This window comes from Candidatus Krumholzibacteriota bacterium (genome assembly GCA_016932415.1).
Lineage (GTDB): Bacteria > Krumholzibacteriota > Krumholzibacteriia > Krumholzibacteriales > Krumholzibacteriaceae > Krumholzibacterium.
The window spans coordinates 183,564-195,243 of the sequence record JAFGCX010000007.1 but is presented as its reverse complement, the minus strand read 5'-3'; the positions used below and the strand labels follow the sequence as shown (position 1 = coordinate 195,243).

The following is an 11,680-nucleotide window of genomic DNA, read 5'->3' as shown; positions in this document are numbered from 1 at the left end:
TGTTGCGCGTCGGGGGAGGGAAGCGGCAAGGCAAGGGAGGTAGTCCTTAGCGCTTCACTCGTCTGATTGTAAGATATGCGTTATGACAATAATAGGAGGGGGAAATGAGGATATTGAAAACGATCCTGCTGAGTGTTCTTTTTCTTGCCGCGGCTTCACATATCCATGCGATCGATTGCGATACCTATCCTGTCGAGGGGATATATTCTACATACACGGGCACTCTCATGCCGGGAAGAGCTTCAGAAGCTTTCTGCAACGCGCCGTACATCGGGGGCGTTCCAGGGAACACGCAGAACGCCGCGTCGTGGAATTACGTTTCTCTGGGAACGCAATGGATAGCCTGGGGCATGGCGATCGATGAATATGGCGCCGTTGAGACTGGAAGGAGCATCGATGAGTTCGGAGATGGCTGGATCACCTACCGGACTTGTTACGATGGGGGAGAGTTCTGGCTCTCAAAGGACCATATATGGGGCGATGGAGCGACGGATTTTACGGGAGATATCGATGATTATATCGTCGAGGCGACAGTCATACTCGAAGGCGGAGTGGCGGTTCAGGTATACTCTACCGTGCACTTTACAGGCAGCTTCAACGAATGCCCTAACGCGATAATCGATTATGTCCTGGTAAACGTGGCGCGGATATGGTCAGGCGATGCAGCCGATCTTCCGGCCGATTACCCGCTTCTGCTGTGCGGAGCTCCATCGGGAGAGGCTTATACGGTCTGTTGCGGGACCTTGCAGATCTCAAGGGATATAATAGGCATTGGTGAGGACAGCTGGGGAGCGATCAAGCAGCTTCACAGATAGCTGGCAAAGATTGACTCCAGTTAATGCGACGATCCAGCTTGTTTGAGGATTGTCTTGCTGGCTATTCAGCGGTGGGGTTTGTTTTTTCTGAAATCGTCCACTAATCAAGACAAAATTCCTTTTCGAGAGGCATAAGCCGGTCTTTCCCGACAGGGCAAAACTCTATTTAACTTCCTTAAAAATATTGTGTTATGGTGATACGCTGAAAAAGGTATACGGTATGCAATGGTATATCAACGAGACTGCCACGAAAGTGGCAAAACAGGAGGTGCCCTATGAGAAGGTTGCTTACAGGCTTAGCGGGAATGATCGTAGCGTTTTTTATTGTTATTCCTCTCCTTGCGGAAGATACCGCGGCGCAGGTAAGATTCAACGCGGTGTTGAAGACTCCTGATATTCAGATCCGAGCAGGCAATGATTCTTACCGGCACCGCGGAAACGTAAGGATATATCATGGACAGATCCGGCCAGGGCGTTCCGCGCCGGCAGTTTATGAGGATCGAAAGATCGCCTTCCGTCTTGCCGCCTGGTCCGGCATAAGGGAGCGCAAGCTGATCCGCATGAGGCGTCATGGATACAGATGGGCACAAATAGGTCGCTTCTACAACATTCCTCCGGGAGTGGTCCGCGCGGCGATGGATCAACGCCAATGGAATCGATTCCTTGAGAAAGAGATGAGGATAACCGGGAACAGCCACGGCAGAGGCAGGCGCGTAGCTGTGGTAAAAGGGCGCTGATAAGAGGCAATGTTTCAGTTCCCTGAAAATCGAGAGTCAATTCTTGAATATTATTTCGAGATTGTCTTCATCGAGCTTTCTGATCAGCAGCGTCTCGCCGTAGTGCTTACCGATTCCGCGAAGAAGGCTTATTGCCAGATCGATAAGATTTCGTGATGATTTATATCGAAGTCTGAGAGTCCTGTCGTCTTTCCAGTCATAATCAAATCTTGGAGGATGAGAATCAGATAGCCGGTCCGTAGTGTCTTCATGAATAGAATCAAGGGCCACAATGAAATCCTTAGCTGAAGCGTGGCTTTTGTAATACGCCGAATAGATCCTGGGGGCGAATTCTGTCGACCAGTATTCCCCAAAGGCGTCGAACACCTTATTAATGGATATTCCAAGGATCCTCGATATCGATTTGATCGTTGTGAGTACTTTCTGGGCATCTATATTTTCCGTGGCGAGATAACTTAATCTCCTGTCGTACCCGGCATCGGCGATTATCTTTTCCCAGCATTCACTTCCATGTTGACTTTCTATCATCTCGTTCATGCAGGCGAGTATAATACCTTTCATGATACCCCAGTTCCTGTTTGAACCTTTTGGCATTTTTGATTAAATCATATGAAGGCTATCAGAGCCGGTCTGTCGTTTCAATGATTTTTGTAAAATAACTTCTAAGTAAATATAGCAAGAGTCTGATTGGAAAGGGCCGGAATCACCACCGGCCCAGTATCGATTTATCTTTTTGACACGGCGGATCGGGGAGATGCCCGATTCCTACAGTGTGATCTCATCGGTAATAAAGCTGTTTTCTTCCGTCGTCGCCGTAATGACTCCGCGTTCGACGGAGAAAAGATTCTCCGCGGCGGTGACGCGGCCGACGATCTCGAGAGCGAGGTTAAGATAATCCCGCGCGCCATAACTCCTCGGCCTGTAACTGAAGATATCTTTTCCGAATCGTGGCGATTCGGCAAGGTCGATATTCTCTCTTATGATCGAATTTAGAAGCAGGGCGCCGTAATGCTCCCTTAAAGTTTCGAGGACTTTTCGGCTGAGGACCTTGCGGCCGTCGAAGCGCGTGGCGATCAATCCGCCGATGACCAGGTCGTTGTTCGTCTCTACCATCACTTCTTCTATTTCCATGATCAGGTTCTCAAGCGATTTGAGAGCTAGAAATTCAGTCTGTACGGGGATATAGACCTTGTTCGAAGCGTTGAGAGCGTTGATAGTGACTATTCCGAGGCTGGGGGAGCAATCGAAGAGGATATAGTCAAAATCATTACTGATCTTCGAGATGGATTTACCAAGAGCCGATTTTCCGTCGGGAGACGTGGAAAGGAAGATCTCCATTCCCGACAGGGCGGGCGAAGATGGTATTATGGAGATCGAAAGCTGCGATTCATCGCCGTCTATGCAGAGGCGTGCTTTCAGCGGCCTGGAAATGATAGCCTGCGCCGGATCGATATTGCCTCTCAGCAGATCGATCACAGTCCTGTCGATCTCTTCAGGTTCGATTCCAAGAAAGCTTGTCAGGTGTCCCTGTGGATCAAGATCGACTATGAGTACGCGTTTTCCAAGGATAGCCAGTCCGGCCCCGGTGTTTATTACCGACGTAGTCTTGCCTACGCCGCCTTTTTGATTAAGGAATGCTGCCGTTTCTGTCCTGTGCATGAATCCTCCTTAACAGACCTGTTGAGTATTGACCGCAGATTTGCCGCCCGATCAGAACAATAAAGGCCAGATACTCTCTTATATCAGGGAATATTTCAATTGTTTTTTTTGAAAGGGGGCCTGTCATTTCTTTCTCTGTATTTTTGCCCAGCTGTCCCTCAGGCCGACAGTCCTGTTGAATACGGGGATCTGCCCGGCCGGGCCGGAGTCTGTGCAGAAATAGCCATTCCTTAAAAACTGGAAATGATCTCCTGGTCCGGATCTCGCCAGCATAGGTTCGACGAAGCAACCTGTCAGCTCTTCCAGCGCGTCCGGATTGATATCAGAGAAGAAATCTTCGGCCGATCCGGGATCTTCAGATCTGAAAAGATGCTGATACAGCCTTGCCGTCGCTTTGACCCCGTCTTCAGCGCTGACCCAGTGAAGCGTTCCCTTGACCTTCCTGCCGTCGGGAGCTTCCCCGCTGGCGGTTTCCGGATCGTAGCTGCAGTGGACTTCGGTGATCTCTCCCGTCTTCTCATCCCTGATCACATTTTCACACTTTATGAAATAGGCGTGTTTGAGCCTGACTTCCCGGCCGGGGGCCAGGCGAAAGAACTTTCCAGGAGGGTCTTCCATAAAATCGTCCTTTTCGATATATATTTCCTTTGAAAAGGTAAGCTTTCTTGTTCCCATCGATTCGTCTTCCGGATTGTTCACCGCTTCGACCTGCTCGGTTTTTCCTTCGGGATAGTTATCTATTATCACTTTCAGGGGGCGAAGCACGGCCATTACGCGCGGAGCTTTCCTGTTGAGGTCCTCTCTAAGGCAATGGTTCAGCAGGTCGATCGATACGGTGCTGTCTCTCTTGGCCACTCCGATCATATCGCAGAACATCCTTATCGAAGCCGCGGTATATCCACGTCTTCTGAGCCCCGAGATCGTAGGCATAAGAGGATCGTTCCATCCGCTTACGAATCCTTTTTCGACGAGCTGAAGGAGTTTTCTTTTGCTCATCACGGTATACGTAAGATTCAGTCTGGCGAATTCGATCTGACGGGAATGAAAGATACCAAGCTGTTCGAGGTACCAGTCATAGAGTGGCCGGTGGTCCTCGAACTCAAGAGTGCAGATCGAGTGTGTTATTCCTTCTAGAGAATCGGAGCAGCAGTGCGCGAAATCATACATCGGATAGATGCACCAGTTGTTGCCTGTTCTGTGGTGGGAACTTCTCTGTATCCTGTAGATCACCGGATCGCGCATATTGATATTGCCTGAGGACATATCGATCCTGGCTCTCAGAGTCCTGGATCCATCCTCGAATTCACCGGCTCTCATCCGCTTGAAAAGATCGAGGTTTTCTTCGACTGGTCTTCCTCGATAAGGGCTTTCGACGCCCGGCCGCGTCAAAGTGCCCCGATGCTCCCTGATCTCTTCGGCAGAAAGGTCACAGACATACGCCTTTCCCGATTCGATCAACTGGAGCGCGAAGGAGTATAACTGCTCGAAATAGTCCGACGCGTAAAACAACCTGTCCTGCCAGTCGAATCCGAGCCACCTGACATCTTCCATTATCGAATCGACATATTCGACGTCTTCCTTGCTGGGGTTGGTGTCGTCAAACCTCAGGTTGCACAGGCCGCCATACTGCGCCGCTATTCCGAAGTTCAGGCATATCGATTTGGCGTGCCCTATATGCAGATAACCGTTCGGTTCAGGCGGGAAGCGCGTATGGACCCTGCCGCTGTTTTTCCCGCTTTCCCTGTCCGCCTCGATTATCATCCTTATGAAATCAAGGGAATCCTGCGCGGATTCTTCCCCCTGTCCATTGTCGCTTTTACCTTTTTCATCTCTTTTATCATCCACTTCGCGCCGCTCCTTGGGTACCGGTTGCGGTATTATATTATATTCCACGAGAACAGATATCCCTGCCTCGCCGCAGATAATATCATATGCAGGCGAAAAATCGAAACCGTTTTACTCTTCAGCCTGCTCTGTCGATTCATCCCCGCCGTCAAGGAGGCTCTTCTTCTGCTTTGCCTCGCCGTACTGTTTCGCCAGCGATGCCAACCCGCCTATCGCTCCGAGATTCATCGAATCGAGCGCCGATGAAGGTACTATGACGAGGGAACCTTTTTCCTTCAGTCCCTCGAAAAGCATATTCATCCCCCTGAGCTGAAGGGCGACGGGGTTATCGAGATAGTTGCTGCTTGCCTGGGCGAATTTTTCAGATATCTCCGTCTCGGCAGTCCCGAGGACTATTCTCGCCTGCCGTTCACGTTCCGCCTGCGCCTGCTTGCTCATCGCGTCGGCGAGAGCCGATGGTATGATGATATCCTTGATGCCGACAGTCTGGCAGGTGATCCCCCAGGGGTTCGTGTGATCGTCGAGAAGCTTCTGCAGGTCCTCGGCGATCTCTTCGCGATGCTGCAGGAGACCGGCAAGGTCATGCTTGCCGATGATGTCCCGGAGACCGGTAGCGGCGATGAAGGATACCGCCTGAGCGTATTTCTGTACTTCAAGAGAGGCTTTTTCCGCGTCCCAGACCGTCCAGTATACTACCGCGTCGACATTGACGGGCACTGTGTCCCTCGTCAGGGTCGCTTCAGCCATGAAATCGGTCACTCTGACTCTCTGGTCGACGTAGCTGTAGACCTTGTCTATGACAGGGATGACGAAAAACAGGCCGGGGCCCCTGAGGCCGATGAATCTGCCCATCCTCAGGACGACTCCCTTTTCCCATTGGTTGGCGATCCTGATGCTCGAAGCGATCACCAGTGATATGATCGTTCCAATGATAAACCAGCCTATGCTGATAAGTTCAAAATAATGGATGATGCCGTTAGCGGCCATCAGCAACACGAATACGAGCCCTGATACGAAATTGACCGGTTTCGATTCGGTCGTACTGCTTGTGATATTCATTTTACACCTCCCTGGTTCTACTTAACTCTTTTATCACGTCGTCTGCGGTGAACCCATAACTGACGGCGATGCCAAGGAATTCCCTGCAGATGCTCTTCAGCTTACCGTGGCGTTCCTTGTCAGGTATATTCACGATGATATTTCCGATGAAAGTGCCGGTTCCCTGGTGCGACTCGAGGATATTCTGGATCTCAAGCTCCTTGTAAGCCTTGGTCACGGTGTTGAGGTTGACCTTAAGCTCGACTGCAAGCGACCTGACAGTTGGAAGCTGTTCACCGGTGCTGAGCGACCCGGTCGCTATCCCGTATTTGATCTGGTCTATTATCTGCCTGTAGAAAGGGACCCCGCTTTTTGGATCGAGCCGGAATTCAATCATATTGTTTCACCTCCTCTTTGCTCTATAGGTTTGGTGTATTATACAACTAGTACAATAATAGTATAGCTGTGTATTTCATTCTTGTCAACCTGGCGGGGAGGATTTTTGATTTTTTTATTTTCCCGCGATCTGTGGTAAAATTATCTGTCAGCTTTTATTGAGAGAGGAATAAAATATTATGCGGAATATGGAAAAAAGAATTTACAGATTCGTCGACAGTCCTGTCGGGCTTCTTTTTCTCGGTATTACGGAAGGCTGCCTGAGCGATCTCTCCTTCGCGGCGGAGAGGGGAAGGTTCGACCCCGGAGATGGCTGGAAAAAGGCCAGGGAACCGTTCAGGGATATTGTCTCGCAGCTCGAGGCATATTTCGGCGGTGAGTTGAAGAGATTCGATATCCCCCTGCTCCTTCGTGGGACCGGGTTTCAACGGTCGGCATGGAGTGAGCTTTTGAGAATACCATATGGGAAGACGATCTCATATGGCGAGCAGGCAAGGAGGATGGGAAACCCGAAAGCCTGCAGGGCGGTGGGAGGGGCAAACAGGGCAAATCCGGTCGCCGTGATCGTCCCGTGTCATCGCGTCATAGGAAAGAGCGGACGGCTGACAGGATTCGGTGGTGGTCTTCCGATCAAGGAGCAACTTCTCGCTCTTGAAAAAGCATCGGGGTTCATTCCACTTTGAATCACGGCCCGTCAGATATCTTTAAGCGTGACGATCGTTGCTCCCCAGCCTCTCCTTTCCTCACCTGCGAGCCGGAACGAACTGACATATTCAAGGCGGCGAAGAAGAGCATGAACAGTCTCTCTTAGCGCCCCCGTCCCCTTTCCGTGTATTATCCGGACTTCGTTGATGCCAGTTTTGCGGCATTGGAGAAGATATTCATCAATAAGGCCTTTTACCTCTGAAGCGGCGAAGGTATGAAGGTCGAGCGTGCCGTCGATCGGATATTCGAAATATTCTTCCTTTTCAGACATCTCCGTTTCCCGGTTTAAGAGAAAGAGGGAACTCTCGATGAGTCCCCTCTTGCCGATCCTGCTGCCCAGGATACTGAAATGCTATCTGTTGTGTCAAAAAGGCTCAGATGATATCCTCAAGAGGAGTATATTTCATTCTGAAAGCCTGCGCGACGGCTGGATCAGTGATCTTGCCCTCGATGATGTTGATTCCCGTCCAGATCGTCTCGTTCTCTACCGCGGCCCTTTCGTATCCCTTGTTGGCGATTTCAACCGCGTAGGGGAAGGTCGCGTTGGTAAGGGCGATCGTCGATGTCCTGGCGACCGCGCCCGGCATGTTGGCGACCGCGTAATGAACGACGCCATCGACGAGGTAAGTCGGGTTTGTATGAGTCGTGGGTTTGATCGTCTCTATGCATCCGCCCTGGTCGACCGCCACGTCGACTACAACCGAACCTGGTTTCATGGTCTTTATCATCTTTTTCGTAACGAGTTTCGGTGCTTTCGCGCCCTTGATCAGCACTGCGCCTATCAAGAGGTCGGCTTTCATCACTTCGTTACGTATATTTTCCGGATCCGAGATAAGGCATGTGATATTAGGAGGAAGAATATCATTGAGGTAACGGATCCTCTCGAGATCGAGTTCGAGGATCGTGACGCTGGCGCCGAGGCCTGCTGCCATCTTCGCAGCGTGCGTTCCCACTACGCCTCCGCCGATGACTGTGACATGGGCAGGGGATGTGCCGGGGACGCCGCCGAGGAGGACGCCCATTCCACCCATCGGGCGCTCAAGGTACTTGGCCCCTTCCTGGGTAGCCATTCTTCCGGCGACTTCGCTCATCGGGGTGAGGAGCGGAAGAGTACCGTCATAATCTTCCATCGTCTCGTAAGCAATCGATATCGCTCCGGTGCGAGCCATCCCCTCGGTGAGGCTGCGATCGGCGGCGAAATGGAAATAGGTGAAAATGATCTGGCCCTTGCGGATCATCTTTATCTCTACCGGCTGCGGTTCCTTGACCTTGATTATCATTTCAGCCTTGGCGAAGACAGCTTTGGCTGTGGGAATGATCTGCGCTCCGGCAGCGCGGTACTCGGCATCAGAAAAACCACTGCCGATTCCGGCCCCTTTTTCTATAAGCACCTTGTGTCCCATTTTTTTAAGGGATTCAGCCCCTACCGGGCGCAGGGCAACGCGGTACTCGTCTTTTTTTATTTCCTTTGGAACGCCAATAATCATTTTGCCACCTCTGACTGGTTATCATGTTTTATCGATCGATCGACAGAATTGATATACAGTAATATATCTGTAATATCGTATTTTTCAATACTTATTTTGACTAATTGAAGAGACGATTCGATCTTTCAGTAACTCGTTGATAACAAGCGAGATAAACACCTATAGCGGTGCCTCCGTTAAGGGGGAAATTTAGTCTTGACAAAATCGATGGTTAGTCTATATTCAAATGTCCCGGAGCCTCTGGCCCCGGGTAGTTAATGTGTTACAGGTTCCTGACTTCAGGGTACTTGCAAAACTCCATAATCCCATAAAGGGGGCAAAGATGGCTAAAGATGTAGCTGCATTCATGTCTTATGTCGAAGCGCGTGATCCGAACCAGCCCGAATTCCTTCAGGCGGTTCATGAAGTCGCTACTTCACTGATGCCTTTCATCAAAAAAAATCCGAAATATGCTGAAGCAAGGATTCTGGAGAGGATCGTTGAACCTGAGAGGGTTTTCATGTTCCGTGTTCCCTGGGTAGATGACAAAGGTGATATCCAGGTAAACCGCGGATTCCGTATTCAGATGAACAGCGCCATAGGTCCCTATAAAGGTGGACTTCGTTTCCATCCGTCAGTGAACCTCGGCATCCTCAAGTTCCTTGCCTTTGAACAGGTCTTCAAGAACGCGATCACGACCCTCCCGATGGGTGGCGGAAAAGGCGGATCAGATTTTGATCCCAAGGGAAAATCAGATGGCGAAGTCATGCGTTTCTGCCAGTCGTTTATGAGTGAACTTTTCCGTCATATCGGCGCAAACACAGACGTCCCGGCCGGTGATATCGGTGTCGGCGGCAGGGAGATCGGTTTCCTCTTCGGACAGTACAAGAGACTCAGAAACGAGTTCACCGGCGTACTTACCGGCAAAGGCCGGAACTGGGGCGGAAGCCTCATTCGTCCGGAAGCCACGGGATATGGGCAGGTCTATTTCGCCGAAGAGATGCTCAAGACCAGGGGCGACTCGATGGAAGGAAAGATCTGCACAGTGTCAGGTTCCGGGAACGTGGCTCAGTACGCTGCTGAAAAAGCTCTCGATCTCGGCGCGAAAGTCGTGTCATTCTCAGATTCAGGCGGAACTGTTTACGATGCCAAAGGAATCGACAGGGAGAAACTCGCTTTCGTCATGGAACTGAAAAATGTCAAACGCGGCCGCATCAAGGAATACGCCGACAAATTCGGCGCCAAATATCTTGAAGGCAAGCGTCCATGGAACATCAAGTGCGATGTCGCTCTTCCAAGCGCGACACAGAACGAGGTCAATGGTAAGGACGCGAAAGCTCTTATCGATAACGGATGTATCTGCGTATCGGAAGGCGCGAACATGCCGAGCACTCCGGAAGCGATCGAAGTCTATCTCGGAGCGAAGATCCTCTATGGTCTCGGCAAGGCTGCCAACGCCGGTGGAGTATCGGTAAGCGGTCTCGAGATGTCGCAGAACAGCCTGCGCTACAACTGGACTCGCGAAGAGGTCGACGCCAAACTTCTCGGCATCATGAAGGCGATCCACGAGCAGTGCGTCGAATACGGTAAGAAGGGCAATTTCGTCAACTATGTCGACGGAGCCAATATCGCCGGATTCATCAAGGTTGCCGATTCGATGATCGATCAGGGCCTTGTATAGCTGATAGTCGAATCAGGGCCAGCAGGAGGGAAAGGCCAGGCCGGACCTCCTCTGATCCGGATCAGAGAAAAGCCGGGCGCCAAAAAGCGCCCGGCTTTTTCATGTAGCCGGCGTGCCGGTCTTTTATGCCGACCGGAGATGACAGGTCTCTGTTTACTGGACAATTGACGTGGGGAGTGTTACATTTACGGGACAAATATACTGCGGGCCGATCCTCCAGAATCCCTTGCCAGTGTATCATCAGGTTAAAACGGTCCACTCCGGGAAATTTTTTGAAAGGATGAAATAATGAAGAGGTTTACGACAATATTGTCTGCTGCCCTGATCACTGTGATGCTTTTCGGCGGTTGTGGTAATAAAGGGAAGAGCGACGAGTCCCAGGTCCTTGAGAATCAGGCTGCCGAGGGCAGCGCGTCGTTAAATACCGGTGAGGTCGTCGCTGTCGTCAATGGCAGGGAGATCAACGAGAGCGAAGTCGCGACAGAACAGAATATGCTTATGCAGCAGATGGCAGGCAGAGTAGATCCCTCGCAGATGCAGATGCTTGCTGCCGGGATGAAAAAACAGGCCTTTGATAACATAGTAAAGAGGGTCCTTCTCAGGGAGGCTGCTGATAAGGAAGCGATAGGATTCACGGAAGCCGAAAAAACGGCGAAGATCGAATCGGTCAAGGGCAATTTCCCTTCAGAGGAAGCCTTCCAGAACCAGATGAAAATAAGCGGTCTGACGACCGAGCTGTTCGAGAAAGAGATAGAATATACGATAAAAATCGAGAAACTGATCGATAAGATGACGGCGAATGTCGAAAAGACTACCCTGAAAGAAGCAAGATCTTTTTACGATTCCAATATAGACCAGTTCAAGACGCCCGAGAGAGTCAAGGCAAGCCATATTCTGGTCAAGGTCGAAGGAACTGATACGGAAGAGATAAAAGCTGAAAAGAAGAAGAAAATAGACGATCTTCTCGTCAGAGTCAAAGGCGGACAGGATTTTGCCGATGTCGCTTCTGAGAATTCTGACTGTCCCAGCAGCAAGAATGGCGGGGATCTGGGATACTTCAGCAGGGGTCAGATGGTCCAGCCGTTTGAAGACACTGCCTTCGCTCTTGAAAAAGGGAAGATCAGCGATGTCATCGAAACGAGATTCGGATATCACATCATAAAGCTGATGGAAAAGGATCCTGCCGGGACGACTCCTTTTGAAGATGTAGGTAACGAAGTGGTAGAGTACCTCTATAGTATGAAGAAACAGATGGAAGTTGAAAAATACCTGGAAGCGCTTCTTGATCTTGCCGCGATAGAATATTCCGATTCGACGCTGATGACCCCTTGATCGGCC

12 protein-coding genes are annotated in these 11,680 nt (G+C 50.6%); 5 read left to right on the top strand and 7 right to left on the bottom strand.

Features of this window, described 5'->3' with window-relative positions; translation table 11 throughout:
* Window positions 1-104 precede the first annotated feature (104 nt).
* Window positions 105-815, top strand: a complete 711-nt coding sequence (locus tag JW814_01575; protein MBN2070118.1) for a hypothetical protein — start codon at window positions 105-107, stop codon at window positions 813-815.
* Between the two features lie 275 nt (window positions 816-1,090).
* Window positions 1,091-1,552, top strand: a complete 462-nt coding sequence (locus tag JW814_01570) for a hypothetical protein (protein ID MBN2070117.1) — start codon at window positions 1,091-1,093, stop codon at window positions 1,550-1,552.
* Window positions 1,553-1,588: 36 nt separating this feature from the next.
* Here JW814_01570 and JW814_01565 read toward each other — a convergent pair whose 3' ends face one another.
* The 5 genes from JW814_01565 to JW814_01545 form a co-directional block, all read right to left on the bottom strand.
* Window positions 1,589-2,113, bottom strand: coding sequence for a heme NO-binding domain-containing protein (locus JW814_01565; GenBank protein ID MBN2070116.1), 525 nt, complete (start codon window positions 2,111-2,113; stop codon window positions 1,589-1,591).
* 204 nt (window positions 2,114-2,317) lie between these two features.
* A complete protein-coding gene (locus JW814_01560; protein ID MBN2070115.1) occupies window positions 2,318-3,211 on the bottom strand; it encodes a ParA family protein in 894 nt (297 codons plus the stop codon).
* 123 nt (window positions 3,212-3,334) lie between these two features.
* On the bottom strand, window positions 3,335-4,972 hold the full coding sequence (locus JW814_01555) for a glutamine--tRNA ligase/YqeY domain fusion protein (GenBank protein MBN2070114.1): 1,638 nt from the start codon (window positions 4,970-4,972) through the stop codon (window positions 3,335-3,337).
* A gap of 195 nt (window positions 4,973-5,167) precedes the next feature.
* A complete protein-coding gene (locus JW814_01550) occupies window positions 5,168-6,115 on the bottom strand; it encodes a slipin family protein (GenBank protein ID MBN2070113.1) in 948 nt (315 codons plus the stop codon).
* A gap of 1 nt (window position 6,116) precedes the next feature.
* Complete coding sequence (locus tag JW814_01545; protein ID MBN2070112.1) at window positions 6,117-6,491, bottom strand: GntR family transcriptional regulator; 375 nt, start codon at window positions 6,489-6,491, stop codon at window positions 6,117-6,119.
* A 187-nt stretch (window positions 6,492-6,678) separates the two neighbouring features.
* Between JW814_01545 and JW814_01540 the strand changes: the two genes are divergently transcribed.
* Window positions 6,679-7,173, top strand: a complete 495-nt coding sequence (locus JW814_01540) for a methylated-DNA--[protein]-cysteine S-methyltransferase (GenBank protein MBN2070111.1) — start codon at window positions 6,679-6,681, stop codon at window positions 7,171-7,173.
* Between the two features lie 11 nt (window positions 7,174-7,184).
* Here JW814_01540 and JW814_01535 read toward each other — a convergent pair whose 3' ends face one another.
* Both JW814_01535 and ald read right to left on the bottom strand, forming a co-directional pair.
* Entirely contained in the window at window positions 7,185-7,466 is a 282-nt protein-coding gene (locus tag JW814_01535) for a Smr/MutS family protein (GenBank protein ID MBN2070110.1), read from the bottom strand.
* Between the two features lie 103 nt (window positions 7,467-7,569).
* Window positions 7,570-8,682 (bottom strand): alanine dehydrogenase, encoded by a 1,113-nt coding sequence (gene ald, locus JW814_01530; protein MBN2070109.1) that lies wholly within the window; start codon window positions 8,680-8,682, stop codon window positions 7,570-7,572.
* A 322-nt stretch (window positions 8,683-9,004) separates the two neighbouring features.
* Between ald and gdhA the strand changes: the two genes are divergently transcribed.
* Window positions 9,005-10,342, top strand: coding sequence for an NADP-specific glutamate dehydrogenase (gene gdhA / locus JW814_01525; GenBank protein ID MBN2070108.1), 1,338 nt, complete (start codon window positions 9,005-9,007; stop codon window positions 10,340-10,342).
* A 288-nt stretch (window positions 10,343-10,630) separates the two neighbouring features.
* Complete coding sequence (locus JW814_01520) at window positions 10,631-11,674, top strand: peptidylprolyl isomerase (protein ID MBN2070107.1); 1,044 nt, start codon at window positions 10,631-10,633, stop codon at window positions 11,672-11,674.
* Window positions 11,675-11,680 lie beyond the last annotated feature (6 nt).